Origin of the sequence: Aquipseudomonas guryensis (genome assembly GCF_014164785.1) — a bacterium.
Classification (GTDB): Bacteria; Pseudomonadota; Gammaproteobacteria; order Pseudomonadales; family Pseudomonadaceae; genus Aquipseudomonas; species Aquipseudomonas guryensis.
The window spans coordinates 504,960-530,504 of the sequence record NZ_JACJFN010000001.1 but is presented as its reverse complement, the minus strand read 5'-3'; the positions used below and the strand labels follow the sequence as shown (position 1 = coordinate 530,504).

Below are 25,545 nucleotides of genomic sequence, written 5' to 3'. Positions count from 1 at the left end.
ACTTCCGATAAATAGAAGGGTTGTTTTGCAGAACCCTTACGACTCACCCTTCAAGCTTATGTCCCTATGGTAAAAATCCTCGGCATTTTGGTCGTATTCGGCAGCGTGCTCGGCGGCTTCATTCTGTCGGGCGGCAAGTTCATGGCACTGATCCACCCCTTCGAGGTGATGATCATTGGTGGTGCTGCATTGGGTGCCTTTCTCCAGGCCAACCCCGGCAGCACCTTCATGCATGTGTTCAAGAAGTCGCTGAAGATGTTCAGCTCGCGCTTCACCCATACCTTCTATCTGGAGGTGCTGAAGCTGCTCTACGAGATCCTTAACAAGAGTCGTCGCGAAGGCATGATGGCCATCGAGGCGGATGTCGAGGATCCCAACGCCAGCCCGATCTTCAGCAAGTATCCGGCCGTGCTCAAGGATGCGCACATGACGGCCTTCATCTGCGACTACCTGCGCATCATGTCTTCCGGCAACATGGCCCCGCATGAGCTGGAAGGCCTGTTCGACATGGAGCTCAATGGGCTCAAGGAAGAACTCGAGCATCCCTCCCACGCCGTGGCCAAAGTGGCGGACGGCATGCCGGCCATGGGTATCGTCGCCGCGGTACTGGGTATTGTGATCACCATGTCGATTCTCGCTTCTGCGGACAACGCGCAGATCGGCGAGAAGGTCGGTACCGCCCTGGTGGGTACCTTCCTCGGCATTCTCGCCTCCTACGGTTTCTTCGGCCCTCTGGCTGATGCTTTGGGGCACGACGCCAAGGAAGAGCTGAATCTCTACGAAGCGATCAAGGCAACCCTGGTGGCCTCGGCATCTGGCATGCCGCCCACGCTGGCCGTGGAGTTCGGGCGCAAGGTGCTGTTCCCCGCACATCGGCCGAGCTTCAGCGAGCTCGAACAGGCCATGCGCGGTAGCTAAGGGCCATGGAAAACAACCAGCCAATCATCGTCAAGCGGGTCAAGAAGGTCGCCGGCGGCCACCATGGTGGTGCCTGGAAGATTGCCTTTGCCGACTTCGCCACCGCGATGATGGCGTTTTTCCTGGTGATGTGGCTGATGAGTTCGGCCACGCCCGAACAGAAGCGGGCGATTTCCGGCTACTTCCAGGATCCTATTGGCTTCACTGAAAGCGCCAGTCCCTACGTCATCGACCTCGGTGGTACGCCGACACCAGCGCCTGATCGCACGCTCAATCCGGAGATGAAAGATGCCCCGGATGCTCCGGAGTCCACGGTGGATACCGAGGACACGCCCGAGGAGCTGGAGATCAAGCAGGCCGAGCAACTGGCCGAGCAGATCGAGCAGGAGCGTCTGGAGATGCTCCTGCAGGAGTTGCAGACCAAGGTCGACGAGAACCCGCAGCTGCAGAAATTCAAGGACCAGATCCTCTTCGAGATCACCCAGGACGGCCTGCGCATCCAGATCATGGATGCCGAGAACCGGCCGATGTTCGACCTTGGCAGTGCGCGCCTACAGCCGTACTTCGAGGACATCCTGCTGATCCTCGCCGAAACCATCAAGGCCGTGCCGAACAAGATCAGCGTCAGCGGTCACACCGATGCCAAGCCCTTTGCAGGCGAAGGCGAGTTCGGCAACTGGGAACTGTCGGCCAACCGTGCCAACGCCGCGCGCCGCACCCTGGTCGCCGGTGGCTACCCGGACGAGCGCGTTGCGCGGGTGGTGGGTTACGCATCGTCAGCCTTGTTCGACCGCACCGATCCGTTCAATTCGGTCAATCGGCGCATCGATATCATCGTGCTGACCAAGAAGGCCCAGCGCGCCATCGAGGGTGAGCAGGACGGTGATGGTGAGGTCGCCCCGCCTGCCGATGGATTGCCGGATGCCGGAATTGATCCCTTCGGTGCCGAGCCACCGGCGGCAGACGCACCGGTGGCGGCACCGGAGCTGCGCGAGAAGCTGAATATCTTCGAAGACGGCGCCCTGCAGTTCGATGAGCCCAGCGAGTAGTAGGTGCGTAGAAACAAGAAGGCCGCGGATTTCGCGGCCTTCTGCTTTCTAGACTCAGTATTCCGCGGTAGGCAGGCTGGCCAGGATGTGCCGGTAGCTGGCCATCCGGTTTGGTTGGATGCGGCCATCTTCCAAGGCCTTGAGCAGCGCGCAGCCCGGCTCACGGTCGTGCTTGCAGTCGCGGAAGCGGCAGGTGCCGAGCAGGTCGCGGAACTCGATGAAACCAGCCTCGACGTCTTCGCGGCTGACATGGCCGAGGCCGAATTCGCGGATGCCGGGGGAGTCGATCAGTTCGCCACCGCCAGGGAAGTGGAACAGGCGCGCGGTGGTGGTGGTGTGGGTGCCCTTGCCGGTGACTTCAGACAGCGGGCCGACGCGGGTGTCGACGCCGGGCAGCAGGCTGTTGACCAGGGATGACTTGCCGACCCCGGACTGGCCGACGAACACGCTGACATGCCCATCCAGGCGCTTCTGCAGTTCATCCATGCCGCCACCTTCGTGGGCGGACACTTCCAGCAGCGGGTAGCCCAGCTGACGGTAGGTGGTGAGCAGTCCGTTGAGATGGGCCGAGTTCTCCTCATCGACTAGATCCGCCTTGTTCAGCAGCAGTTGTGGCTGGATGCCGGCGTGCTCGGCAGCGATCAGGTAGCGGTCGATCAGGTTGGCGTGGGCGTGTGGCAGCGGGGCGAAGACGATGACGATCAGGTCGACGTTGGCGGCCACCGGCTTGAGCTGACCACGCATGTCCGGGCGGCACAGCTCGGAGCTGCGCGGCAGCTGCGCGACGATCACGCCGATGCCCTGGTTGCCGGCACGCCAGACCACGCGGTCACCGGTGACCAGGGTTGGCAGGTTAGTGCGCAGGTGGCAGCGGCAGACCTGGCCGGCCTGTTCGCCATCCAGCGCCTCGACCTCGACCTGAATGCCGAAGTGGGCGATTACCAGGCCGATCTGCTCCGGGCCAAGGTCACCACCCTCCAGCTCGTCGATCATGCGTGATTCGCGCTTGGCAGCGCGGGCGGCACGCTCTTCTTGAACTTTATCGATGCGCCAGCTTTGGCGGCGGGTGAGTTGGCGTTTGGCCATGACCTTTCCGGGGGAAGTGAAACGGCCGCGAGTTTAGCACGCGGCCCGGGTGCTGGCTGTGGAGAGTCCTGAGCTGGTACAACAGGCGCTGCCTTCAATGACTGCTGGATGCCCGTCGAGCCATGTTCGATCTTTTGCGTAATCGCTACCCGGCCATGCTGGCGTTGCTGGCCCAGTTGCTGGCCCTGCTCGGCGTGGCGCTGCTGCTGGTGCTGTGCAAGCAACTGGCGGGTTGGCGCCTGCCGCTGTGGCAGGCTGCCGTCTTGCAGGGCGGCCTGGCCGCAGCGCTGGGGCACTGGCTGGGCTTGCGCCGTTGGTGGTTGCCGCTCAACTTCGTCTTCGTGCCGGCGCTGCTGGCCCTGCAGGTGCGCGAGTTGCCGTCCTGGTGGTTTCTCGGCGCTTTTCTGCTGCTGTTGCTGATCAACTGGAACAGCTTTCGTGAACAGGTGCCGCTATACCTCAGCGGCGCGCGCACCCGCCAGCGCCTGAGCGAGCGCCTGGCCGGGCTGCCGGCGGATTTTCGCTTCATTGACCTGGGTTGCGGCCTGGCGGGCACTCTGGTGCAGCTGGCGCGTGACTACCCGCAGGCGCGCCTGCATGGGGTGGAGACGGCGCCGTTGGTATTCCTCTGCGCCTGGCTGCGTTGCCTGCCGTACCGCAATTGCCGGGTGCGCTACCGCAGCCTGTGGCGTGAGGCGTTGGCCCCGTACAATGTGGTCTATTGCTTCCTCTCGCCGGCACCGATGGCGCAGCTGTGGCAGAAAGCGCGCGAAGAAATGCGCCCTGGCGCTCTGCTGATCAGCAACAGTTTCGAGATTCCGCAGGTGCCGGCGCAGGAAATCATCGAGCTGCACGATTGGCGCGACTCACGCCTGTTGCTCTGGCAGCTGTAGCCTGCTGCTAAACTGGCGCCTTGGACTCAGGAGTAACCGTCATGCCGCAGAACCCCAACAACCTGATCTGGATCGACCTGGAAATGACCGGGTTGGAGCCGGAGCGGGACGTCATCATCGAGATGGCCACCATCGTCACCGACAGCGACCTGAATATCCTTGCCGAAGGCCCGGTGATCGCCGTGCACCAGAGTGATGAGCTGCTGGCGAGCATGGACGAGTGGAACACCCGTACCCACGGCGAGAGCGGCCTGACCCAACGCGTGCGCGAGAGCAAGATCGGCCCGGCCGAGGCGGAGGCCATGACCATTGCCTTCCTCGAGCAGTGGGTGCCGAAAGGCAAGTCGCCGATCTGCGGCAACAGCATCGGCCAGGATCGGCGCTTCCTCTATAAATACATGCAGAACCTGGAAGCCTACTTCCACTACCGCTACCTGGACGTGTCGACCTTGAAGATCCTCGCCGGCATGTGGGCGCCGCAGGTCAAGGACTCCTTCCAGAAGCAGGGCACCCACCAGGCGCTGGACGATATCCGCGAGTCTATCGCCGAGCTCAAGCACTATCGTCAGCACTTCCTGAAAGTGTGAGATGACTCAAGGCCCGCCTAGTGCGGGCCTTTTTCATGGCGCGTCAGCGCCCACTCGACATGCTCGCGCACCAGTGCCGACGGATGTTCGCGACGTGCCTTGAGCGCTTCCAGCACCGGAATGCTCGACGGCGCATTGCCCAGGCCAACGGCCAGATTGCGTAGCCAGTTCTCGTAGCCGCTGCGGCGTAGCGGCGAGCCTTCGGTGCGGCTGAGGAACTCCGCCTCGCTCCACAGGAACAGTTCGGCCAGCGAGCTGTTATCCAGGCCGTGACGCGGCTGGAAGTCGCCCTGGCTGGTGGGGCGGGCGAAGCGGTTCCATGGGCAAACGATCTGGCAATCGTCGCAGCCGAATACACGGTTGCCGATCAGGCTGCGCAGCTCGACGGGAATCGCGCCTTTCAGCTCGATGGTCAGGTAGGAAATGCAGCGGCGCGCATCCAGCACATAGGGGCCGACGAAGGCATTGGTCGGGCAGATGTCCAGGCAGGCGCTGCAGCGCCCGCAGTGCTCGCTGGCATGCGGCTCGTCCACCGGCAGCGGCAGGTCGACGAACAGCTCGCCGAGGAAGAACCAGCTGCCAGCCTTGCGATTGAGTACCAGGGTGTTCTTGCCGATCCAGCCGAGCCCGGCTTTTTCGGCGATGGCTTTTTCCAGTACCGGTGCGCTGTCGACGAAGGCGCGGTAGCCGAACGGGCCGATGGTGGCCTGGATGCGTTCGGCCAGTTGCTGCAGGCGCTTGCGGATCAGCTTGTGGTAGTCGCGACCCAGCGCATAGCGCGATACATAGGCATGCTCGGGCTGGGCCAGGCGCTCGGCCATCTGGGTGTCGCCGGGCAGGTAGTCCATGCGTAGCGAGACCACGCGCAGGGTGCCCGGCACCAGTTCATCCGGGTGCGAGCGTTTGCTGCCGTGCGCGGCCATGTAGTCCATCTCGCCCTGGTAGCCGGCGTCCAGCCAGCGCTGCAGGTGCTGCTCGTGCTCGCCCAGCTGCACGTCGGTGATGCCGACCTGCTGGAAGCCCAGCTCTCGTCCCCAATCCTTGATGGATTGCGCCAGGTGCACGAGATCGGGAAGGGAGGTCGACATGCTGGAGTGGTAACCGGAGGGAGATGGGTATAATTCTGCCAGACCTCGCCGGAATCACCGAACCATGTCGCTTACCCAAGACCAATTGCCCTTGCCGTTGTACAGCGCCGCCCAGGTACGTGAGCTGGATGCACGCCTGATCGCCGCCGGTACGCCCGGCTTCGAGTTGATGCAGCGCGCCGCCCATGCCGCCTGGCGTGCCTTGCGCCGGCGCTGGCCGCAGGCGGGGGAGGTCAGCGTGCTGGCCGGCTCGGGCAATAACGCGGGCGACGCTTATCTGCTGGCGGCGCTGGCGCACAAGGCCGGCTGGGCGGTACGGGTGCTGGCAGTGGGTGCGGTGGACAGGCTGGCCGGCGATGCCGCGGCGGCCTACCAGGCCGCGCTGGCGGCTGGCGTGGCGATCGAGCCTTGGAGCGCTGATGCGCAACTGTGCGGCATCGTGGTCGACGGGCTGCTCGGCACCGGCTTCCACGGAGCACTGCGCGAGCCCTACGCCGCCGCCATCGAGCAGATCAACGGCAGCGGCCTGCCGGTGCTGGCGCTGGATATTCCCTCCGGGCTGCATGCCGATAACGGCCAGGTAGCCGAGCATGCCGTGCGTGCCGACCTGACGGTGAGCTTTATCGGCCTCAAGCTCGGCCTGTTCACCGGCGATGCGCCGGACTGGATTGGCGATCTGCAGTTCGACGACCTGCAAGCCGACCCGCAACTGGTTGCGGCGCAGCCCTGCACGGCACTGCGCCTGGCTGGCGCCCATGTGCCGCGCCTGGCGCCGCGCTCGCGTACCGCTCACAAGGGGCTGTTCGGCCATGTGCTGGTGGTGGCCGGTGATCGCGGTTTCGGTGGCGCGGCCCTGCTGGCGGCGGAAAGCGCCCTGCGCAGCGGGGCGGGTCTGGTGACGCTGGCAACCCGCGGCGAGCATGTGGCCGCCAGCCTGGCGCGGCGTCCGGAAATCATGTGCATGGCGACCGACTCGACCTATCAGCTGCCGCGCCTCTGCGAGCAGGCCGATGTGCTGGTGGTCGGCCCAGGCCTGGGGCGCCAGGCCTGGGGGCGTAGCCTGCTCAGTGCGGTGGCGGCCAGTCCGCGGCCGCAGGTATGGGATGCCGATGCACTCAACCTGCTGGCTGACGGAGCTGCCGAATTGCCGGCCGACAGCGTGCTCACCCCGCACCCCGGCGAGGCCGCGCGCCTGCTCGGTTGCAGCACGGCCGAGGTGCAGGTCGATCGGCCGGCGGCGGCGCTGGCGTTGGCGCAGCGCTACCAGGCTGTGGTGGTGCTCAAGGGCGCTGGCAGCCTGATCGCCTCACCTGACGGGCGCCTGCTACTGGCTGATCGCGGCCATCCGGCAATGGCCGGCGCCGGCCTCGGCGATGTCCTGGCCGGGCTGATCGGTGCTCTGCGCGGTCAGGGGCTGGACGCCTTCGATGCAGCGGCGCTGGGTGTCTGGCTGCATGCCAGCGCCGGGCAGCTGCTTGGTGCTGGTGGTCGAGGTCTGGCGGCCAGCGATCTGATTCCTACCATTCGTCAGTTGCTTGAGGAGCATTGTGCATGCCTGCAGTAAGTCTTTATGCCGAGGGCGAGGAGGCCATGCTGGCCCTTGGTGCACGCCTGGCCGTACTGACCGAAGGGCGGGGCATCATCTATCTGCATGGCGATCTTGGGGCGGGCAAGACCACCCTCTCGCGCGGCATCGTGCGCGGCTTGGGCCATGCCGGGGCGGTGAAGAGTCCGACCTTTACCCTGGTCGAGCCCTACGAGCTGGGTGACAAGCGCATCTTCCATTTCGACCTGTACCGTCTGGCCGATCCCGAGGAGCTGGAGTTTCTCGGTATCCGCGACTACTTCGACGGCGCGTCACTGTGCCTCATCGAGTGGCCGCAGCGCGGTGTCGGCGTTTTGCCAAAGGCTGACCTGGACATTACCATTAGCCCGCAAGAGGCCGGTCGTGCGCTGCTGCTGCAACCGCACAGTGCGCGGGCCGAGGCGTGGTGCACGGCCTTATGTGCTGCCTAATAAGAGTTTGTCTATAAAAATGGGGAAGGCTATGCGCATGCGTGCGCTGTTTGGCGGAGTAGGGCTGTTGTTGGCGGCGTTGGCTGTCGACGTGCTGGCCGCGACGGAAGTGCGCAGTGTGCGCCTGTGGCGTGCGCCGGATAACACCCGCCTGGTCTTCGACCTGTCTGGCCCGGTGCAGCACAGCGTGTTCACCCTGGCGGCGCCCAATCGCATCGTCATCGATGTCAATGGCGCCACCCTGGCTGCCCGACTCGATCAACTGTCGCTGAGCAATACGCCGATAACCTCGGTGCGCTCGGCGCAGCGCTCGCCCACCGATCTGCGCCTGGTGCTCGACCTGTCTGCGACGGTATCACCCAAGAGCTTCACCCTCGCGCCTAATCAGCAATATGGCCATCGCCTGGTGGTCGACCTGTTCGATGAGGAGGCCCCTGGTGCCTCAAGCGCTCCTGCGGCTGCACCGGCGACGAACACTGGCAATGTCGCGCAAGCTCCAGCGGTCCCCGCTGTGCCTGCGGTTGCGCCGAGCAAGCTACCACCAATCCCCGGTGGCAAGCGTGAGATCGTCGTGGCCATCGACGCCGGTCATGGTGGCGAAGACCCAGGCGCCCTCGGCCCAGGTAAGAAGCTCTTCGAGAAGAACGTGACCCTGGCGATCTCCAAGGAACTGCAGCGGCAGATCAATGCCGAGAAGGGCTTTCGTGCCGAACTGGTGCGTACCGGTGATTACTTCATTCCGCTGCGTCGGCGTACCGAGATCGCCCGCAAGAAGGGCGCCGACCTGTTCGTCTCCATTCATGCCGATGCCGCGCCTCGTGCTGCAGCCTTTGGCGCTTCGGTATTCGCCCTGTCGGATCGCGGCGCCACCTCGGAAACCGCACGCTGGCTGGCGGATAGCGAAAACCAGTCTGATCTGATCGGTGGTGCCGGTAACGTCAGCCTCGACGACAAGGACCGCATGCTCGCCGGTGTATTGCTCGATCTGTCGATGACCGCTTCGCTGTCTTCCAGCCTGAATGTCGGGCAGAAAGTGCTGAGCAACATGGGCAGCATCACCCCGCTGCACAAGCGCCGGGTCGAACAGGCCGGTTTCATGGTGCTGAAGTCGCCGGATATTCCCTCGATTCTGGTCGAGACCGGCTTCATCTCCAACCCCAACGAAGCGCGCAAGCTGTCCAGCCACAGTCATCAGCAGGCCCTGGCGCGCTCGATCACCACGGGGGTCAAGCAGTTCTTCCAGCAGAACCCGCCGCCCGGCACCTATGTCGCCTGGCTGCGCGATACCGGCAAAATCGCCCCGGGGCCGCGTGAGCATGTGGTCACGTCCGGCGAGAGCCTGGCGCTGATCGCCCAGCGCTATCAGGTCAGCCTGTCTGCCCTGCGCAGTGCCAACTCGCTGCGTTCGGACGTGATCAAGGTCGGCCAGACCCTGAGTATCCCTGCTACTGCGCTGGCGGCTCAGCCGTGAGTGGTGGGGCGCGCATCCAGCTGCTCAGTCCGCGGCTGGCGAACCAGATTGCTGCCGGTGAGGTGGTCGAGCGGCCGGCTTCGGTGATCAAGGAGTTGCTGGAGAACAGTCTGGATGCCGGCGCCAGGCGCATCGACGTGGAAGTCGAGCAGGGTGGGATCAAGCTGCTGCGGGTGCGCGACGACGGCGGCGGTATTCCTGCTGACGACCTGCCGCTGGCCCTGGCCCGGCATGCCACCAGCAAGATTCGCGAGCTGGAAGACCTGGAAAGCGTGATCAGCCTGGGCTTTCGTGGTGAAGCGCTGGCCTCGATCAGTTCGGTGGCGCGCCTGACCATGACCTCGCGCACTGCCGACGCCGAGCAGGCTTGGCAGGTGGAAACCGAAGGCCGCGATATGGAGGCGCGGGTGCAGCCGGCGGCGCATCCGGTTGGTACTTCGGTGGAAGTACGTGACCTGTTCTTCAATACCCCGGCGCGGCGCAAGTTCCTGCGCGCCGAGAAAACCGAATTCGATCACCTGCAGGAAGTCATCAAGCGCCTGGCCCTGGCCCGCTTCGATGTGGCTTTTCACCTGCGCCATAACGCCAAGACCGTATTCGCCCTGCACGAAGCGCCGGATGAGGTCAGTCGTGCCCGCCGTGTCGCCACGGTGTGCGGCCCGGCTTTCCTCGAGCAGGCCCTGCCCATCGAGATCGAGCGCAGCGGCCTGCGCTTGTGGGGCTGGGTCGGTCTGCCGACCTTCTCGCGCAGCCAGGCGGACCTGCAGTATTTCTACGTCAACGGCCGCATGGTGCGCGACAAGCTGGTCGCCCATGCGGTGCGCCAGGCTTACCGTGACGTGCTGTTCAACGGCCGTCATCCGACCTTTGTGCTGTTCCTCGAAATCGATCCGGCGGTAGTCGACGTCAACGTCCACCCGACCAAGCATGAAGTGCGCTTCCGCGATGGGCGCATGGTGCATGACTTCCTTTACGGCACCCTGCATCGCGCCCTCGGTGAAGTGCGTCCGGAAGATCAGCTGGCGGCCCCGGCAGCGGTGAGTCAGATGGTACGTCCGAGTGGGCAGGCTGCTGGTGAATTCGGCCCGCAGGGCGAGATGGGGCTGGCGGCCAACATGCTTGAGCAGCCTGCTGCGCAGGGCTCGGTCTGGCGTTCGCCGGGTGCCGGCTACCAGGCGCCGCGTCCCGAGTCGTCTGTACCGGTTGCCGAGTCCCAGGGCGCCTATCGCGAGTATTTCGCCCCACTGCCCGAGTCGGCGCCGGTTGGTCTGCCGCAGGCTCAGGGCGATATTCCGCCGCTGGGTTACGCCCTTGCTCAGCTCAAGGGTGTGTACATCCTCGCCGAAAACGCCCAGGGCATGGTGCTGGTGGATATGCACGCGGCCCACGAACGCATCACCTACGAACGCCTGAAAACCGCCATGGCCAGCGAAGGCCTTCGCGGCCAGCCCTTGCTGGTGCCGGAGTCCATTGCCCTGAGCCAGCGCGAGGCGGATTGCGCCGAGGAGCATGGCAGCTGGTTTCAGCGTCTGGGCTTCGAGCTGCAGCGCCTGGGCCCGGAAAGCCTGGCAATCCGCCAGATCCCGGCCTTGCTCAAGCAGGCCGAGGCGACCCAGTTGGTGCGCGACGTGCTCGCCGATCTGCTCGAATACGGCACCAGTGACCGCATCCAGGCCCATCTCAACGAGCTGCTGGCGACCATGGCCTGCCATGGCGCGGTGCGCGCCAATCGGCGCCTGACCCTGCCCGAGATGAACGGGCTGTTACGTGACATGGAGCAGACCGAGCGCAGTGGCCAGTGCAACCATGGCCGGCCGACCTGGACCCAGTTGGGCATGGATGATCTCGACAAGCTGTTCCTGCGCGGCCGCTGAGTCGCATTCCGCGCCTGGAGCGCCGTTGTCTATGAATGCACTACCTCCCGCTATATTCCTGATGGGCCCGACCGCCGCCGGTAAGACCGATCTGGCCCTGGCCCTGGCCGATGCCCTGCCCTGCGAGCTGATCAGCGTCGACTCGGCCTTGATCTACCGGGGCATGGACATCGGCACCGCCAAGCCGGATCGCGCCACCCTGGAGCGTTATCCGCATCGGCTGATCGATATTTGTGACCCGGCCGAAAGCTATTCCGCTGCCGAATTCCGTGCCGACGCCCTGGTGGCGATGGCCGAAATCACTGCGCGTGGACGTATTCCTCTGCTGGTTGGCGGCACCATGCTGTATTTCAAGGCGCTGCTTGAAGGACTGGCCGATATGCCCGGCGCCGATCCGAGCGTGCGCGCTGAGATCGAGGCGCGCGCCGCCGTCGATGGCTGGCAGGCCCTGCATCGCGAGCTGGCCGAAATCGATCCGGAGTCGGCCGCGCGTATCCACCCTAATGATCCGCAGCGTCTCACCCGTGCGCTGGAGGTTTATCGGGTCAGTGGCCTGAGCATGACGGCGCACAGGCAGCAGCAAGCCGCTGAAAATAGCGGCTGTGGCGCACCCGGAATGGCACATTTGCCTTATACTGTGGCGCACTTCGCCATTGCGCCGGAGCAGCGACAAGTGTTGCACGCCCGGATTTCCCAGCGTTTTCACCTGATGCTGGAACAAGGCTTTGTCGAAGAGGTCGAAGCGTTGCGCCGGCGTGGTGATCTGCACGCAGGTTTGCCGTCGATTCGCGCAGTCGGTTACCGCCAGGTGTGGGATTATCTGGACGGTCAGCTGGATCGCGACGAAATGACGCAGCGGGGGATCATTGCCACGCGTCAGCTGGCCAAACGGCAGTTTACGTGGCTGCGCAGCTGGGAAAACCTGCATTGGCTGGACAGTCTGGCCAGTGACAATCTTTCTTGTGCCTTGAAATACCTGAACTCGGTCTCCATATTGAAGTGAGACCTCTTCGGCGGCCGTCTATCCTTGCTTATTGGGTGTGATACGGCATAAGCCACCTTTGCTTTACTACATTTTGACCCTACAGGAGTGCGGCACATGTCAAAAGGGCATTCGCTACAAGACCCTTACCTGAATACCTTGCGTAAGGAACGCGTACCGGTTTCCATCTATCTGGTGAACGGCATCAAGCTGCAAGGCCAGATCGAATCCTTCGACCAGTTCGTCATTCTGCTGAAGAACACTGTCAGCCAGATGGTCTACAAACACGCCATCTCTACCGTTGTGCCGAGTCGCCCAGTCCGCCTGCCGAGCGCAACCGAAGGCGAGCAGACCGAGCCGGGCAACATTTGACGGGAGTCTGCCTTGTTTTTTGAGCGCCACGGTGGTGGTGAGCGGGCCATCCTCGTTCACCTGGATGGCCAGAATCCCGAGGCGCGTGAAGACCCGCAGGAGTTCCGCGAGCTGGCGTTGTCTGCCGGTGCGGATGTGGCAGCCTTCGTCAACGTGCCGCGTCATCAGCCGACCGCCAAGTTTCTGGTTGGCAGTGGCAAGGTTGAGGAGCTGCGTGACCTGGTCAAGGCCGAACAAGTCGACCTTGTCATCTTCAACCATACCCTCACACCCAGCCAGGAGCGCAACCTAGAGCGCGTCTTCGAGTGCCGGGTGCTCGACCGTACCGGCCTGATTCTTGATATCTTCGCCCAGCGCGCGCGTACCCATGAAGGCAAGCTGCAGGTTGAACTGGCCCAGCTGGATCACATGAGTACCCGTCTGGTGCGCGGCTGGACCCACCTTGAGCGGCAGAAAGGTGGTATCGGTCTGCGCGGCCCGGGTGAAACCCAGCTGGAAACTGACCGCCGTCTGCTGCGTGTACGCATTCGCCAGATCAAGCAGAAGCTCGAGAAGGTGCGCAGCCAGCGGGAGCAGGCGCGACGCGGGCGCAAGCGCGCGGACATTCCTTCGGTATCCCTGGTGGGCTATACCAACGCCGGCAAGTCCACCCTGTTCAATGCGCTGACCACCTCCGAGGTGTATGCCGCCGACCAGCTGTTCGCCACCCTCGATCCGACCCTGCGTCGTCTTGAGCTGGATGATCTGGGGCCGGTGGTGCTGGCCGATACCGTGGGTTTTATCCGTCACTTGCCGCACAAGCTGGTCGAGGCGTTTCGCGCCACCCTGGAAGAGTCGAGCAACTCTGATCTGCTGCTGCATGTGATTGATGCTTACGAGCCGGAGCGCGACCAGCAGATCGAGCAGGTCATGGCCGTGCTGGGCGAGATCGGTGCCAACGAGCTGCCGATGCTTGAGGTGTACAACAAGATCGATCTGCTGGAGCACGTCGAGCCGCAGATTCAGCGTGACGGCGACGGCAAGCCGCTGCGCGTATGGCTGTCGGCGCGTGACGGCAAGGGTCTGGAGTTGCTGCGCCAGGCTGTGGCAGAGCTGCTCGGTGAGGATCTGTTTGTCGGTACCCTGCGTTTGCCGCAGCGCCTGGGGCGTTTGCGTGCGCAATTCTTTGCGTTGAACGCAGTGCAGAGCGAAGAGCATGACGAAGAGGGCGATATTCTCTTGGCCATTCGCCTGCCGCGTGTAGAGTTGAATCGGCTGGTCAGTCGCGAAGGCTGGCAGCCGCAGGAATTCCTCGAACAACACACTTTGCAATAAAGCCTGCCGCATCGTTTTTGCGGCAAGCCGCGGGCATTCTGTAGCATTGGGCGGCGCGCCGTGGGCGCGTCTTCGCTTTATCAGATGGAGAGCGCTATGGCTTGGAATGAGCCGGGTGGCAATTCGAACAATCAGGATCCCTGGGGTGGCCGCAAAGGCGGTGGCCGGCAGGGGCCGCCGGATCTCGATGAGGCCTTCCGCAAGCTGCAAGAGAGCCTCAACGGCATCTTTGGTGGCGGCAAGAAACGCAGTGGCAATGGCGAAGGTGGTGGCGGCTTCGGCCTGCTCGGCATCGGCCTGGGTCTGCTATTCCTGGTCTGGCTTTGGAATGCCGTGTACATCGTCGATGCTCAGGAGCAGGCGGTGGTCCTGCGTCTCGGCAAGTATCACGAGACGGTAGGGCAGGGGCTGAATATCTATTTCCCGCCTTTCGACAAGAAGTTCCAGGAGAACGTGACGCGCGAGCGGACCTTCTCCGTGCAGGGGCAGATGCTCACCGAGGACGAGAATATCGTCGAGGTGCCGCTGACTGTGCAGTACAAGATCAGCAATCTTGAAGACTTCGTGCTGAATGTCGATCAGCCGGAAATCAGCCTGCAGCACGCCACCGAGAGTGCCCTCCGCCATGTCGCCGGCTCCACCTCGATGGACGAGGTGATTACCCTCGGCCGTGAGCAGATGTCGGTGGAAGTGAGCACGCGTCTGCAGACCTTCCTCAACAACTACGGCACCGGCATCACGGTTACTCAGGTCAACATCCAGCGTGCTACGGCGCCGGCTGAGGTCAAGGATGCCTTCGACGATGTGATCCGTGCTCGTGAAGACGAGCAGCGTGAGAAGAACCAGGCGGAAACCTATGCCAATGGCGTGGTGCCTGAGGCGCGTGGTCAGGCCCAGCGCATCATCGAGGATGCCAACGGTTACCGCGATGAAGTGGTTTCCCGTGCCCAGGGTGAGGCTGATCGCTTCAGCAAGCTGGTGGCCGAGTACCGCAAGGCGCCGGAAATTACCCGTCAGCGCCTGTACCTGGACACCATGCAGGAGGTCTACCGCAACACCAGCAAGGTGCTGGTAACCGGTAAGGACGGCCAGAGCAACCTGCTCTATCTGCCCCTGGATAAAATGATCGAAGGTCGTGGCGCCGCAGGTGCTGCCAGCGCCGCGCCGGCGGCCAGCAGTGAAACGGCAACCCGGATCATCAGTGATCTGGAGCGTCGTGACCTGCGCGCGAGGGAGAGCCGCTGATGAGCAATAAATCGCTGTTTGCCCTGATCGCGGGCCTGGTCCTGGCTGTGGTGGCCTGGAACAGTTTCTACATCGTTACCCAGACGGAAAAGGCCGTACTGCTGCAGTTCGGTAAGATCCAGGTGGCCGATGTGCAGCCCGGTCTGCATGTGAAAATGCCGATCGTCAACCAGGTGCGCAAGTTCGACGGTCGTCTGCTGACCCTGGAATCGCCGATCCAGCGTGTACTGACCCTGGAGAAAAAGGCGGTGATGGTCGACGCCTACGCCAAGTGGCGAGTGGCCGATGCCGAGCGCTTTTACACTGCGACTTCGGGCCAGAAGCAGATTGCCGATGATCGCCTGTCGCAGCGTCTGGTCTCCGCACTGTCCAACCAGTTCGGTACCCGCTCGCTGCATGAGGTGGTGTCCGGTGAGCGCGATGCGCTGATGGCGGCGATCACCAAGTCGCTCAATGGCATGGCGCAGAAGGAGCTGGGCATCGAAGTGGTCGACGTGCGCGTCAAGGCCATCGATCTGCCCAAAGAGGTCTATCGCAGTGTGTTCGATCGCATGGCGTCCGAGCGTGAGCGAGAGGCCCGTGAGCATCGTGCCAAGGGCAAGGAGCTGGCCGAAGGTATTCGCGCCGATGCCGATCGGCAGAAGCGCGTGCTGCTGGCTGAAGCCTACCGCGAGTCCGAGGAGGTGCGCGGTGATGGTGATGCCAAGGCGGCGTCCATCTATGCCGCAGCTTACGGCCAGGACCAGGAGTTCTACGCGTTCTATCGCAGCCTGGGCGCCTACCGTGACAGCTTCTCCAGCAAGAATGATGTGCTGGTGCTCGATCCGGATAGCGAGTTCTTCCGCTATATGCAGCAATCCAAACCTTGATTCAGAGAGTCCCGGCGCGGCCATTCGGCCCGTCGGGGTGACCATCGGGGAAAACGTGTTATCATGGGCCAGCCGGGTAAAAAGCCCGGCTTTTTTGCGTCTGCAGGAATCATGTGGCAGGAATTTGGCATCGCGTTGTGTCTGATGTTGGTGCTGGAAGGCGTCTTGCCTTTCCTCTATCCGCGACGCTGGCGCGATGCACTCGCGCAGTTGGTGCAGCTGTCTGATCGGCAGCTGCGTCTGATGGGGCTGGCCAGCATGCTGCTGGGAACCGCTCTCCTGTATCTGCTTCACTGAAGGCTTGCCGCCCGGACCGAGAGGGGAATGGCGAAATGGCAACGGTAGACCGCTGGCTGCTGCCAGATGGCATCGAAGAAGTACTGCCGCCAGAAGCGGCGCGTATCGAGGCGGCACGCCGCCAGGTGCTGGATCTGTTCCAGTGCTGGGGTTACGAATTTGTCGTGACGCCGCACATCGAATACCTCGAATCCCTGCTCACCGGAGCTGGCCAGGATCTGGATCTGCGCACCTTCAAGGTGACCGATCCGCAATCCGGTCGCCTGATGGGCTTTCGTGCCGACATCACGCCGCAAGTGGCGCGCATCGATGCGCACACCCTGCGCCGCGAAGGACCGAGCCGTCTGTGCTATGCCGGCAGCGTGCTGCATGCGCAGCCGCGCGCCCTGTCCACTTCGCGCAGCCCGATTCAGCTGGGCGCCGAGTTGTATGGCGACGCCAGTCCGGCCAGTGACGTAGAAGTCATCAGCCTGATGCTCGACATGCTTGAGCTGGCCCGCGTGCCCGATGTGCATATGGATCTCGGCCATGTCGGCATCTACCGTGGTCTGGCGCGTGCCGCCGAGCTGTCTGGCGAGGTCGAGCAGCAGTTGTTCGACGCCCTGCAGCGCAAGGCCGTGGATGAAGTGGCGGCATTGACCGACAACCTGCCTGTCGCGCTGGCTTCCATGCTGCGTGCGCTGGCCGAGCTGTGTGGCGGGCGCGAAGTACTGGAGCTGGCCCAGGCTTGCCTGGTCGATGCGCCGGCCGACGTGCATGGGGCGCTCGATGAGCTGGTGTCCATCGCCGACGAGCTGGAGTTGCGTTATCCCGAGTTGCCGCTGTACTTCGACCTGGGCGAGTTGCGTGGTTACCGCTATCACACGGGGGCGGTGTTCGCTGCGTTCGTGCCGGGTGTCGGTCAGTCGATCGCTCAGGGTGGTCGCTATGACGACATCGGCGCCGATTTCGGTCGTGCCCGCCCGGCTACCGGTTTCTCCACCGACCTGAAAACCCTGGTCAGCCTCGGCAACATGCAGGTCGATGAGCCGGCGCCGGGTGTCTGGGCGCCGGACAGTCACGATGTCTACCTGTGGCAAGCCGTGCAGCGCCTGCGCCGTGAAGGCGTGCGCGTAGTGCAGGCGCTGCCCGGTCAGGAAATTGCTGCTGCCGCCGAGGCTGGCTGTGATCGTCAGTTGCAGCTGTGTGACGGTCGTTGGCAGGTCGCGCCCCTGGCGTTCTGAATGATTTTCCGCCGGCTGCGGCCGGCATCGAGCTTCCGCAAAGAGGAAAAGTGTTATGGGTAAGAATGTCGTGGTCCTGGGCACCCAGTGGGGTGATGAGGGCAAGGGCAAGATCGTCGACCTGCTGACCGAGCACGTAGCGGCCGTTGTGCGCTACCAGGGCGGCCACAATGCCGGCCACACGCTGGTCATCGACGGCGAGAAGACCGTGCTGCACCTGATCCCGTCCGGCATCCTGCGCGAAGGTGTGCAGTGCCTGATCGGCAACGGTGTGGTGGTTGCTCCCGATGCCCTGATGCGCGAGATCACCAAGCTGGAAGAAAAGGGTGTGCCGGTGCGCGAGCGCCTGCGTATCAGCCCGTCCTGCCCGCTGATCCTTTCCTACCACGTAGCGCTCGACCAGGCTCGCGAGAAGGCCCGTGGCGCTGCCAAGATTGGCACCACTGGCCGCGGCATCGGCCCGGCTTACGAAGACAAGGTGGCGCGCCGCGGCCTGCGCGTTGGCGACCTGTTCCACCGTGAACGTTTCGCTGCCAAGCTCGGCGAACTGCTGGACTATCACAACTTTGTACTGGTCAATTACTACAAAGAGCCAGCTGTGGATTTCCAGACCACGCTCGACGAGTGCATGGCCTACGCCGAGTTGCTGCGTCCGATGATGGCTGACGTCACTGCCACCCTGCATGACCTGCGGCGTGCCGATAAGGACATCATGTTCGAGGGGGCTCAGGGTTCGCTGTTGGATATCGACCACGGCACCTACCCCTATGTCACTAGTTCCAACACCACCGCAGGCGGTACTGCTACCGGCTCCGGTTTCGGTCCGCTGTACCTGGACTACATCCTCGGTATCACCAAGGCCTACACCACCCGTGTCGGTTCCGGCCCGTTCCCGACTGAGTTGTTCGACGAGACCGGTGCCTTCCTGGCCAAGCGCGGCCACGAATTCGGTTCGACCACTGGTCGCGCTCGTCGCTGCGGCTGGTTCGATGCCGTGATCCTGCGTCGCGCCATCGAGATCAATAGCATCTCCGGTCTGTGCCTGACCAAACTGGACGTGCTGGATGGTTTGGAGTCGCTGCTGATCTGCACCGGTTACAAGGACGCTCAAGGCGTGCTGCTGGTCGATGCACCGACCGATGCCGACAGCTATATCGGTCTGCAGCCGGTGTACGAGGAAATGCCGGGCTGGAGCGAGTCGACCCTGGGCGCCAAGAGCCTGGAAGAGCTGCCGGCGGCCGCGCGTGCCTACATCAAGCGCATCGAGGAGCTGGTCGGTGCGCCGATCGACATCATCTCCACCGGCCCGGATCGCAACGAGACCATCGTCCTGCGCCATCCGTTCGCCTGATTGCTGCTGCGTTGACAGAAAGGCCGCTCTCGAGCGGCCTTTCTGCTTTTAAGCGCAAGCCACCAGGCTGGCCTATACCTTGCTTTGGGGTACAGCTTTATGGCCCGCTGCCGATGCAATGGCGTGGGCATCTCTGGCGGAAGGAGTTGAGTAGTGTCCGTTCTTTTCTCGTTGTTACGTAGCCGACTGCTGCGGCCGGTGTTCATCGCGCTCGGTGTGGCCATGCTGGTGCAGGTCGGGCTGGCGGTATGGTTGACGCATGCCACGGTCGATGGCCTGGTGCGTGAGCTGACTCAGCGCTTGAGTGGTGAGAGCGAGCGCCTGGCGGTTGAGCTGGGTAAGGCCGAAGAGGAAATGCGTACTGGTATGGCCGCACTTTCGGTCAATACGCGTGAGCGCCTGGGTAGTGGCCTTTCGACCCAGTTGAAAAGCGAGCAGGCGCAGCTGCGCTTGGTACTGGAAGAGAGCCTCAAGCAATCCGGCAATTCCATGGCGCAGCTTTTGGCTGGCGTGGCGCCCAAGGCTATCTGGGACAACGATGCGCCAGCCCTGACCGCATTCACGCGCATCGTGCAGCGCGATCCTGCTGTGCTGTTTGCGGTCTACTACGACGCGCAGGGCCAGCGCCTGACCCGCAACTTCAATCGCAGCAGTGCGCAGGTGCGCGAGCTGGTGGCGGCTGGGCAGGGCAAGACGCCGCTGGAGCGCCTAGTGGACGCTGCGTCACGAGATCCGCGGGTGCATATGGTTGAGGTCGAGATCAATCCGATGGGCGCCCCCATTGGAAAGATCCAGCTCGGCCTTTCCTTGGATGCGATTGAGAAGGAGCTGACGGCCCTTGATGGTCGCTTTGCCACCCTGGTCGGCAATGCCGGCCAGCTGGTCGACAACAGCCTGGCGGGTGCGGCGCAGGAGAGTGCTCAGGCCTTGCAGCAGCGTCTGCAGCTGGCCGAGCAGGCGACTCAGGATATGGCGCGCAATGGTGGTGAAACCGTGCAGGCAGCTGCCGAGACCCTGCGCTGGCGCATCGCGGTCGGTCTGCTGGTAGTGGGGCTGCTGATGCTGGTGGCGGTGGCGCTGGTGCTGGGTTGGCGGGTGTTGAGTCGACTGCAGTTGCTGATCGCGGCATTGCAGGATCTGGCGGCGGGCGAGGGCGATCTGACTCGGCGCGTGCAGCTGGATAGCGCTGATGAGGTCGGCGATATGGCGGATGCGGTCAATCGTTTCATTGCTAAGTTGCAACCCATCGTGCGCGAGGCGGGCGAGGTGGCGCAGCGTACCGGCGAGGAAATTCGCAGTCTGGCCCTGCGCAGTGCGTCAGCCGAGGCGGCGTCTGTGCGTCAGCGTGATGAAGTGGCTGGCAGTCTGCAGGCGCTTGAGGAAATGGCCGGTGCTGCTCAGGCGGAAAGTCAGGCCATGCATGATGCCCAGCAGCGGGTCCTGGCGATCCGGCAGGCAGCCCATGAAAATGCCGCCATTGCCCAGAAGGTCGGCGGCTTGATCGAGGCGCTGGTGGCACGGGTGGATAACGGCTCGGCAGTGATCGAGCGTCTGGCCCAGCAGAGCGAGCAGATCGAAGTAGTGCTGACGGTGATTCGCTCGATCGCCGAGCAGACCAATCTGCTGGCGCTGAACGCGGCCATCGAAGCGGCACGTGCAGGCGAAAGTGGTCGCGGCTTTGCCGTGGTGGCGGATGAGGTGCGCGCGCTGGCCAGCAAGACCCAGCAGTCTACCGGCGATATCCAGGCGCACATAACGGCACTACAGCAAGGTGCGCGTGAAGCGGTGGCGGTGATTGGTCAGGCGGGTGAGCAGGCGACCGAAGGTTTGCAAGCGCTGCGTGATAGTGCGCGCCTGCAGCAATCGGTGCAGGCGTCGGTGGATGAGGTGCATGGTGCCATCGATACCGCCACCCGCGCAGCGGCGCATCAGGCCGATGGCGCCAGCGCGGTGCGCGGTCGCGTCGAGGTGATTCATAGCGAGGCCCAGCGCGCGGCGGGGGAGGTCAGTGCAACCGCGGCCAGTGGCCGGGTGCTGGAGGGGCTGGTCAATCAGCTCAAGGCCAGCTTCGCCCAGTTCAAGGTTTGAATGTGTGTGCGTCGGGCGGGGGGCGCTCCGCCTCGGGTATTTTCAGATGCCAGAAAAGACAAAACCGAGCCAGAGGCTCGGTTTTGTTTTGAAGAGTGGTGCCCAGGAGAAGACTCGAACTTCCACGGTGTTGCCACCGCTAGGACCTGAACCTAGTGCGTCTACCAATTCCGCCACCTGGGCACATTGCGATGATTGCTCATCGACTTCTTGCAGCGGCTACCGATTGGTCGGTACGGCTTTGCTGCTCCGTAAAAACGAAACCGAGCCAGCGGCTCGGTTGCTGAATAATGGTGCCCAGGAGAAGACTCGAACTTCCACGGTGTTGCCACCGCTAGGACCTGAACCTAGTGCGTCTACCAATTCCGCCACCTGGGCACAAGAAACAATGATTGCTCAACGTTTCCGTGGTACAACGTCTCAGCAACGTTGTGGGCGCGAATAATACGGGCGGTGTTTTTTCTTGTAAACCCCTGACAGCAAAAAAATTATTGTCGATTGAAAAGCTGACCCCCGATGCGTTTTCGCGCTTCAATAGGCACATGGCAAACACATCTATATATGCGTAAAGGTAATTTCATTTAATGGCCGATTGGCAATCCCTCGACCCCGAGGCCGCCCGCGAGGCGGAAAAATACGAAAACCCCATCCCTAGTCGTGAGCTGATCCTGCAGCACCTGTCCGAGCGCGGTTCGCCCGCTGCCCGTGAGGAGTTGATGGCCGAGCTGGGACTGACCACGGAAGACCAGGAAGAAGCGTTGCGTCGCCGCCTGCGTGCGATGGAGCGCGATGGTCAGCTGATCTATACCCGCCGCGGCACCTATGCCCCGGTCGACAAGCTCGACCTGATCCGTGGTCGCATCAGTGGTCACCGTGATGGCTTCGGCTTCCTGGTGCCGGATGACGGCAGCGATGACCTGTTCCTCAGTCCGGCGCAGATGCGCCTGGTCTTCGACGGTGATCGCGCGCTGGCGCGAGTTTCCGGTCTCGATCGGCGTGGTCGTCGTGAAGGCGCCATCGTCGAAGTGATCGAGCGCGCCCACGAGACCATCGTTGGCCGTTACTTCGAGGAGGCCGGTATCGGTTACGTGGAGGCCGACAATCCGAAGATCCAGCAGGAAGTGCTGGTCACCCCGGGTCGTCATGGCGATGCCAAGGTCGGTCAGTTCGTCGCGATCAAGATTACTCACTGGCCGACCGCGCGCTTCCAGCCGCAGGGCGATATTGTCGAAGTGGTCGGCAACTACATGGCGCCGGGCATGGAGATCGATGTGGCGCTGCGCAGCTACGACATCCCGCATGTCTGGCCGGACGCCGTGGTCAAGGAAGCGCACAAGCTCAAGCCGCAAGTGGAAGAGGCCGACAAGGAGAAGCGCGTCGACCTGCGCCATCTGCCGTTCGTTACCATCGACGGTGAAGATGCTCGCGACTTCGACGATGCGGTCTACTGCGAAAAGAACAGCAGTGCCTGGAAGCTGTTTTCCGGCGGCTGGAAACTCTATGTGGCCATCGCCGACGTGTCGCACTACGTCAAAGTCGGTTCGGCGCTGGACGATGAAGCGCAGAAGCGCGGCAACTCGGTGTACTTCCCCGAGCGCGTGATTCCGATGCTGCCGGAAGAACTGTCCAATGGCCTGTGCTCGCTGAATCCGCATGTCGATCGCCTGGCCATGGTCTGCGAGATGACCATGTCCAAGGCCGGCAAGCTGGTCGATTACCAGTTCTACGAGGCGGTGATCCACTCCCATGCGCGCCTGACCTATAACAAGGTCAGTGCCATGCTGGAACAACCGAAAAGCAGCGAAGGCAAGGCCCTGCGCACGGAATACAAGGACGTCCTGCCGCACCTCAAGCAGCTCTATTCCCTGTATCAGGTGTTGCTGGCGGCCCGTCACGAGCGCGGCGCCATCGACTTCGAGACCCAGGAAACCCGCATCATCTTTGGGGCCGGGCGCAAGATCGCGGAAATCCGCCCGACCCAGCGCAACGACGCGCACAAGCTGATCGAGGAATGCATGCTGGCGGCTAACGTCGCCACCGCGCAGTTCATGCAGAAGCATGAAATTCCCTCGCTCTACCGTGTGCACGACGGACCGCCGCCGGAGCGTCTGGAGAAGCTCAAGGCTTTCCTCACCGAGCTGGGTCTGGGGCTGCACAAGGGCAAGGACGGTCCGTCGCCGAAGGACTACCAGAAGCTGCTGCAAAGCATCCAGGGGCGTCCGGACTTCCATCTGATTCAGACCGTGATGCTGCGCTCGCTGAGCCAGGCGGTGTACAGCGCCGACAATCATGGCCACTTCGGTCTGAATTACGAGGCGTACACCCACTTCACCTCGCCGATCCGTCGTTATCCGGACCTGCTGGTGCATCGCGCCATTCGCAGTGTCGTGCGTTCCAAGCTGGATACCCCGCACGTGCGCCGTGCCGGCGCTACCAGCATGCCGCGTGCGCGTATCTACCCGTACGACGAGCCGGCCCTGGAGCAATTCGGCGAGCAGTGCTCGATGACCGAGCGGCGTGCCGACGAGGCCACCCGCGACGTGGTTAACTGGCTCAAGTGCGAGTTCATGAAGGATCGCGTCGGCGAGACCTTCGAGGGTGTGATCACGGCGGTGACCGGCTTCGGCCTGTTTGTCGAGCTGAAGGACATCTACGTCGAAGGCCTGGTGCATGTCACCGCGCTGCCGGGCGACTACTACCACTTCGATCCTGTGCATCACCGCCTGGCCGGTGAACGCAGCGGGCGCAGCTTCCGCCTCGGCGACAGCGTGGAAGTGAAGGTCATGCGCGTCGACCTCGACGAGCGCAAGATCGACTTCGAGCTGTCCGAAGGTGCAGCCAGTGCGCCGGTCGGGCGCAAGCGTAGCGGTGAGCGTGGCGAAACGGGTGCCGACAAGGCGTCTGGCTCTCGTCGCGGCAGGAGCGAGTCGGCTGGCGGCGTGGTTGGCAATACCGATGTGCAGAAGAGTCGCGACCTGAAAAAAGCGCTGCTCTCCGGGGCCAAGGCTGGCGGCAAGTCTGCAGCTGGTCGTGGTGGCGATGGTGCGGCGAAAAAGCCGACTTCCAGCCATCGCAAGGGCGCGCCCAAGACAGGTAGCGCGCCAGCGGCTGCCGGCAAGCCACGTAAGCGCAAGGCCAAGTCATGAGTCAGCTGGAAAAGGTCTACGGCGTACACGCCGTAGAGGCGCTGCTGCGTCACCACCCGAAGCGGGTCAAACAGCTGTGGCTGGCGGAAAGCCGGCATGATCCGCGGGTGCAGACCCTGGTCGAGCTGGCTGGGCAGAATCGGGTGCCGGTCGGGCAGAAAGATCGCCGCGAGCTCGACGAGTGGGCCGAGGGCGTGCATCAGGGCGTGGTGGCGGAAGTCAGCCCCAGCCAGGTGTGGGGCGAGGCCATGCTCGAAGAGCTGCTCGACCGTCGCGAAGGGCCGCCGCTGCTGCTGGTGCTGGATGGCGTGACTGATCCGCACAACCTCGGTGCCTGCCTGCGCACTGCCGATGCCGCCGGTGCGTTGGCGGTGATTGTGCCCAAGGACAAGTCGGCGACCCTTAACGCCACTGTGCGCAAGGTCGCCTGCGGGGCGGCCGAAGTAATCCCGCTGGTCGCCGTGACCAACCTGGCGCGCACCCTGGAGAAGCTCCAGCAGCGCGGCCTGTGGCTGGTCGGCACGGCCGGCGAGGCCGAGCAGGAGTTGTATCAGCAGGACCTGACCGGGCCGACCGTGCTGATCATGGGCGCGGAAGGCAAGGGCATGCGCCGCCTGACCCGTGATCACTGCGATTACCTGGTCAAGCTGCCGATGTCGGGTAGCGTCAGCAGTCTCAACGTCTCAGTCGCCACTGGCGTCTGCCTGTTCGAGGCGGTGCGTCAGCGCCAGGCCAAGCGCTAGAGCCTGTCCCTGGGTCAGAAAACCGGCGTCGTGAGGCGCCGTTTTTCGTTAGGCATATGGCGACTCGCTCAGGCTTGGCTGTTCAAATAATCGCCAGTTTGCCTTGCGCCTGGCAGGGGGCTTCTCTAGAATGTCGCCCCTTGCCGTGACGGCAGGCGTTTGCGCGCCCTCCGCCCGGCAAGACCAACTAGTGATATTCACTCCTTGCCTGACCGCATCCAGTGGCAGGCTACAACCCGTAAGGAGCATTTATGCGTCATTACGAAATCATCTTTCTGGTTCACCCGGACCAGAGCGAGCAAGTCGGCGGCATGGTTGAGCGTTACACCAAGCTGATCGAGGAAGACGGCGGCAAAGTACATCGTCTGGAAGATTGGGGCCGTCGTCAGCTGGCTTACGCCATCAACAACGTCCACAAGGCTCACTACGTCATGCTGAACGTAGAGTGCAGCGGCAAGGCCCTGGCTGAGCTGGAAGACAACTTCCGTTACAACGATGCCGTGATCCGTAACCTGGTCATCCGTCGCGACGAAGCCGTTACCGGCCAGTCCGAGATGCTCAAGGCTGAAGAAAACCGCAGCGAGCGCCGTGAGCGTCGTGACCGTCCTGAGAACGCTGACTCCGCCGATGGCGATGACAGCGATAGCAGCGACAGCGACAACGCTGACGAGTAATCCACGGATCTATTGAGGAGCCAATCACATGGCACGTTTCTTCCGTCGTCGTAAATTCTGCCGTTTCACCGCTGAAGACGTGAAAGAGATCGATTTCAAAGATCTCAACACCCTGAAAGCCTACATCTCGGAAACCGGCAAAATCGTTCCTAGCCGTATCACCGGTACCAAGGCTCGTTATCAGCGTCAGCTGGCCACCGCTATCAAGCGCGCCCGCTTCCTGGCCCTGCTGCCCTACACCGACAGCCACGGCCGTTGA

General features: G+C 63.1%; 23 protein-coding genes and 2 tRNA genes. 21 read left to right on the top strand and 4 right to left on the bottom strand.

Annotation, left to right across the window (positions count from 1 at the left end):
* Positions 1-66 precede the first annotated feature (66 nt).
* Together motA and motB are read left to right on the top strand one after the other, a co-directional pair.
* A complete protein-coding gene (motA, locus tag H3H45_RS02425; RefSeq protein WP_182832154.1) occupies positions 67-918 on the top strand; it encodes a flagellar motor stator protein MotA in 852 nt (283 codons plus the stop codon).
* Positions 919-923: 5 nt separating this feature from the next.
* Complete coding sequence (motB, locus tag H3H45_RS02420) at positions 924-1,967, top strand: flagellar motor protein MotB (RefSeq protein ID WP_182832153.1); 1,044 nt, start codon at positions 924-926, stop codon at positions 1,965-1,967.
* A gap of 54 nt (positions 1,968-2,021) precedes the next feature.
* Here the strand turns inward: motB and rsgA are convergent, their stop codons facing one another.
* On the bottom strand, positions 2,022-3,053 hold the full coding sequence (gene rsgA, locus H3H45_RS02415; protein ID WP_182832152.1) for a small ribosomal subunit biogenesis GTPase RsgA: 1,032 nt from the start codon (positions 3,051-3,053) through the stop codon (positions 2,022-2,024).
* Between the two features lie 122 nt (positions 3,054-3,175).
* On the opposite strand from rsgA, the gene H3H45_RS02410 reads away from it, so the two are divergent.
* Positions 3,176-3,946: a class I SAM-dependent methyltransferase gene (locus H3H45_RS02410; protein ID WP_182832151.1), complete on the top strand. Its 771-nt coding sequence runs from the start codon at positions 3,176-3,178 to the stop codon at positions 3,944-3,946.
* A 41-nt stretch (positions 3,947-3,987) separates the two neighbouring features.
* The gene (gene orn, locus H3H45_RS02405; protein WP_182832150.1) at positions 3,988-4,533 is read left to right on the top strand and encodes an oligoribonuclease; all 546 of its coding nucleotides are present in this window, start codon (positions 3,988-3,990) and stop codon (positions 4,531-4,533) included.
* Between the two features lie 17 nt (positions 4,534-4,550).
* Here orn and queG read toward each other — a convergent pair whose 3' ends face one another.
* Complete coding sequence (queG, locus tag H3H45_RS02400) at positions 4,551-5,621, bottom strand: tRNA epoxyqueuosine(34) reductase QueG (protein WP_182832149.1); 1,071 nt, start codon at positions 5,619-5,621, stop codon at positions 4,551-4,553.
* A 64-nt stretch (positions 5,622-5,685) separates the two neighbouring features.
* Between queG and H3H45_RS02395 the strand changes: the two genes are divergently transcribed.
* The 13 genes from H3H45_RS02395 to H3H45_RS02335 all read left to right on the top strand — a co-directional run bounded on the left by H3H45_RS02395 (position 5,686) and on the right by H3H45_RS02335 (position 20,723).
* Positions 5,686-7,185: an NAD(P)H-hydrate dehydratase gene (locus H3H45_RS02395; RefSeq protein WP_182832148.1), complete on the top strand. Its 1,500-nt coding sequence runs from the start codon at positions 5,686-5,688 to the stop codon at positions 7,183-7,185.
* Entirely contained in the window at positions 7,173-7,637 is a 465-nt protein-coding gene (tsaE, locus tag H3H45_RS02390; RefSeq protein WP_182832147.1) for a tRNA (adenosine(37)-N6)-threonylcarbamoyltransferase complex ATPase subunit type 1 TsaE, read from the top strand. The genes H3H45_RS02395 and tsaE overlap by 13 nt, the downstream gene beginning before the upstream one ends.
* Positions 7,638-7,656: 19 nt before the next feature.
* A complete protein-coding gene (locus tag H3H45_RS02385) occupies positions 7,657-9,108 on the top strand; it encodes an N-acetylmuramoyl-L-alanine amidase (RefSeq protein WP_220494110.1) in 1,452 nt (483 codons plus the stop codon).
* The gene (gene mutL, locus H3H45_RS02380; protein WP_182832145.1) at positions 9,105-10,982 is read left to right on the top strand and encodes a DNA mismatch repair endonuclease MutL; all 1,878 of its coding nucleotides are present in this window, start codon (positions 9,105-9,107) and stop codon (positions 10,980-10,982) included. The genes H3H45_RS02385 and mutL overlap by 4 nt, the downstream gene beginning before the upstream one ends.
* A gap of 31 nt (positions 10,983-11,013) precedes the next feature.
* Positions 11,014-11,985 (top strand): tRNA (adenosine(37)-N6)-dimethylallyltransferase MiaA, encoded by a 972-nt coding sequence (miaA, locus tag H3H45_RS02375; protein ID WP_182832144.1) that lies wholly within the window; start codon positions 11,014-11,016, stop codon positions 11,983-11,985.
* 96 nt (positions 11,986-12,081) lie between these two features.
* Complete coding sequence (gene hfq, locus H3H45_RS02370) at positions 12,082-12,336, top strand: RNA chaperone Hfq (protein WP_173209726.1); 255 nt, start codon at positions 12,082-12,084, stop codon at positions 12,334-12,336.
* A 12-nt stretch (positions 12,337-12,348) separates the two neighbouring features.
* The gene (gene hflX, locus H3H45_RS02365) at positions 12,349-13,650 is read left to right on the top strand and encodes a ribosome rescue GTPase HflX (protein WP_182832143.1); all 1,302 of its coding nucleotides are present in this window, start codon (positions 12,349-12,351) and stop codon (positions 13,648-13,650) included.
* 96 nt (positions 13,651-13,746) lie between these two features.
* Entirely contained in the window at positions 13,747-14,895 is a 1,149-nt protein-coding gene (gene hflK, locus H3H45_RS02360) for an FtsH protease activity modulator HflK (protein ID WP_182832142.1), read from the top strand.
* Positions 14,895-15,764: a protease modulator HflC gene (hflC, locus tag H3H45_RS02355; protein ID WP_173209720.1), complete on the top strand. Its 870-nt coding sequence runs from the start codon at positions 14,895-14,897 to the stop codon at positions 15,762-15,764. Before hflK ends, hflC begins: the two co-directional genes overlap by 1 nt.
* A 111-nt stretch (positions 15,765-15,875) precedes the next feature.
* A complete protein-coding gene (locus H3H45_RS02350) occupies positions 15,876-16,061 on the top strand; it encodes a DUF2065 domain-containing protein (protein ID WP_182833113.1) in 186 nt (61 codons plus the stop codon).
* A gap of 35 nt (positions 16,062-16,096) precedes the next feature.
* Complete coding sequence (locus H3H45_RS02345) at positions 16,097-17,284, top strand: ATP phosphoribosyltransferase regulatory subunit (RefSeq protein ID WP_182832141.1); 1,188 nt, start codon at positions 16,097-16,099, stop codon at positions 17,282-17,284.
* A 55-nt stretch (positions 17,285-17,339) separates the two neighbouring features.
* Positions 17,340-18,635 (top strand): adenylosuccinate synthase, encoded by a 1,296-nt coding sequence (locus tag H3H45_RS02340; protein ID WP_182832140.1) that lies wholly within the window; start codon positions 17,340-17,342, stop codon positions 18,633-18,635.
* A 153-nt stretch (positions 18,636-18,788) separates the two neighbouring features.
* The gene (locus H3H45_RS02335) at positions 18,789-20,723 is read left to right on the top strand and encodes a methyl-accepting chemotaxis protein (RefSeq protein ID WP_182832139.1); all 1,935 of its coding nucleotides are present in this window, start codon (positions 18,789-18,791) and stop codon (positions 20,721-20,723) included.
* Between the two features lie 96 nt (positions 20,724-20,819).
* Here the strand turns inward: H3H45_RS02335 and H3H45_RS02330 are convergent.
* A tRNA-Leu gene (locus tag H3H45_RS02330) sits at positions 20,820-20,906 on the bottom strand.
* 108 nt (positions 20,907-21,014) lie between these two features.
* Positions 21,015-21,101: transfer RNA gene (locus tag H3H45_RS02325), tRNA-Leu, on the bottom strand.
* 206 nt (positions 21,102-21,307) lie between these two features.
* Between H3H45_RS02325 and rnr the strand changes: the two genes are divergently transcribed.
* From rnr to rpsR, 4 genes are all read left to right on the top strand, one after another.
* Positions 21,308-23,869: a ribonuclease R gene (rnr, locus tag H3H45_RS02320; protein WP_182832138.1), complete on the top strand. Its 2,562-nt coding sequence runs from the start codon at positions 21,308-21,310 to the stop codon at positions 23,867-23,869.
* Positions 23,866-24,612 (top strand): 23S rRNA (guanosine(2251)-2'-O)-methyltransferase RlmB, encoded by a 747-nt coding sequence (rlmB, locus tag H3H45_RS02315; protein WP_182832137.1) that lies wholly within the window; start codon positions 23,866-23,868, stop codon positions 24,610-24,612. The genes rnr and rlmB overlap by 4 nt, the downstream gene beginning before the upstream one ends.
* A 251-nt stretch (positions 24,613-24,863) precedes the next feature.
* Entirely contained in the window at positions 24,864-25,286 is a 423-nt protein-coding gene (gene rpsF, locus H3H45_RS02310; RefSeq protein ID WP_182832136.1) for a 30S ribosomal protein S6, read from the top strand.
* 28 nt (positions 25,287-25,314) lie between these two features.
* Positions 25,315-25,545, top strand: a complete 231-nt coding sequence (gene rpsR / locus H3H45_RS02305; protein WP_003246847.1) for a 30S ribosomal protein S18 — start codon at positions 25,315-25,317, stop codon at positions 25,543-25,545.

Bases quoted from the DNA above. Each gene is read 5' to 3' on its own strand.
- hflC (WP_173209720.1), top strand. From the start codon at position 14,895: ATGAGCAATAAATCGCTGTTTGCCCTGATCGCGGGCCTGGTCCTGGCT.
- rpsF (WP_182832136.1), top strand. From the start codon at position 24,864: ATGCGTCATTACGAAATCATCTTTCTGGTTCACCCGGACCAGAGCGAG.
- hflK (WP_182832142.1), top strand. From the start codon at position 13,747: ATGGCTTGGAATGAGCCGGGTGGCAATTCGAACAATCAGGATCCCTGG.
- H3H45_RS02395 (WP_182832148.1), top strand. From the start codon at position 5,686: ATGTCGCTTACCCAAGACCAATTGCCCTTGCCGTTGTACAGCGCCGCC.
- H3H45_RS02410 (WP_182832151.1), top strand. From the start codon at position 3,176: ATGTTCGATCTTTTGCGTAATCGCTACCCGGCCATGCTGGCGTTGCTG.
- H3H45_RS02350 (WP_182833113.1), top strand. From the start codon at position 15,876: ATGTGGCAGGAATTTGGCATCGCGTTGTGTCTGATGTTGGTGCTGGAA.
- motA (WP_182832154.1), top strand. From the start codon at position 67: ATGGTAAAAATCCTCGGCATTTTGGTCGTATTCGGCAGCGTGCTCGGC.
- orn (WP_182832150.1), top strand. From the start codon at position 3,988: ATGCCGCAGAACCCCAACAACCTGATCTGGATCGACCTGGAAATGACC.
- hfq (WP_173209726.1), top strand. From the start codon at position 12,082: ATGTCAAAAGGGCATTCGCTACAAGACCCTTACCTGAATACCTTGCGT.
- H3H45_RS02340 (WP_182832140.1), top strand. From the start codon at position 17,340: ATGGGTAAGAATGTCGTGGTCCTGGGCACCCAGTGGGGTGATGAGGGC.
- rsgA (WP_182832152.1), bottom strand. From the start codon at position 3,053: ATGGCCAAACGCCAACTCACCCGCCGCCAAAGCTGGCGCATCGATAAA.
- queG (WP_182832149.1), bottom strand. From the start codon at position 5,621: ATGTCGACCTCCCTTCCCGATCTCGTGCACCTGGCGCAATCCATCAAG.
- rnr (WP_182832138.1), top strand. From the start codon at position 21,308: ATGGCCGATTGGCAATCCCTCGACCCCGAGGCCGCCCGCGAGGCGGAA.
- motB (WP_182832153.1), top strand. From the start codon at position 924: ATGGAAAACAACCAGCCAATCATCGTCAAGCGGGTCAAGAAGGTCGCC.
- rlmB (WP_182832137.1), top strand. From the start codon at position 23,866: ATGAGTCAGCTGGAAAAGGTCTACGGCGTACACGCCGTAGAGGCGCTG.
- tsaE (WP_182832147.1), top strand. From the start codon at position 7,173: ATGCCTGCAGTAAGTCTTTATGCCGAGGGCGAGGAGGCCATGCTGGCC.
- H3H45_RS02385 (WP_220494110.1), top strand. From the start codon at position 7,657: ATGGGGAAGGCTATGCGCATGCGTGCGCTGTTTGGCGGAGTAGGGCTG.
- miaA (WP_182832144.1), top strand. From the start codon at position 11,014: ATGAATGCACTACCTCCCGCTATATTCCTGATGGGCCCGACCGCCGCC.
- H3H45_RS02345 (WP_182832141.1), top strand. From the start codon at position 16,097: ATGGCAACGGTAGACCGCTGGCTGCTGCCAGATGGCATCGAAGAAGTA.
- rpsR (WP_003246847.1), top strand. From the start codon at position 25,315: ATGGCACGTTTCTTCCGTCGTCGTAAATTCTGCCGTTTCACCGCTGAA.